The 255-nt window shown below is 36.5% G+C and carries 1 protein-coding gene; it reads right to left on the minus strand.

Features of this window, described 5'->3' with window-relative positions; translation table 11 throughout:
- Positions 1-255 (minus strand): outer membrane beta-barrel protein (locus tag GNY06_RS03980; RefSeq protein ID WP_166518902.1); only part of this gene is annotated, 255 nt, incomplete at its 3' end.

Here is a 255-nt window from a genome sequence, read left to right on the forward strand (position 1 = left end):
AATATAACCTAAATTAGTGCTATATGAATTTTTATGATCATTCCCAAAGGTTACTTTAGAACCCAAGTCATTGTAAATAACTTCTGGCTGAAGGCTTAAAGTGGTAGATATAGGAGCATTAAGGACCACCCCCGCGTTAAAACCTACTTTAGATTTTGTATCGCTGAGATTTTGGTCTTTGGAGATTGAAGATACGTTCATTCCTGCCTTAATCCCGAATTTTGGACCAGTTTGTGAAAAAGCAAATGTTCCCAT

It is taken from the genome of Elizabethkingia argenteiflava (assembly GCF_009904105.1).
GTDB classification, from domain to species: Bacteria; Bacteroidota; Bacteroidia; order Flavobacteriales; family Weeksellaceae; genus Elizabethkingia; species Elizabethkingia argenteiflava.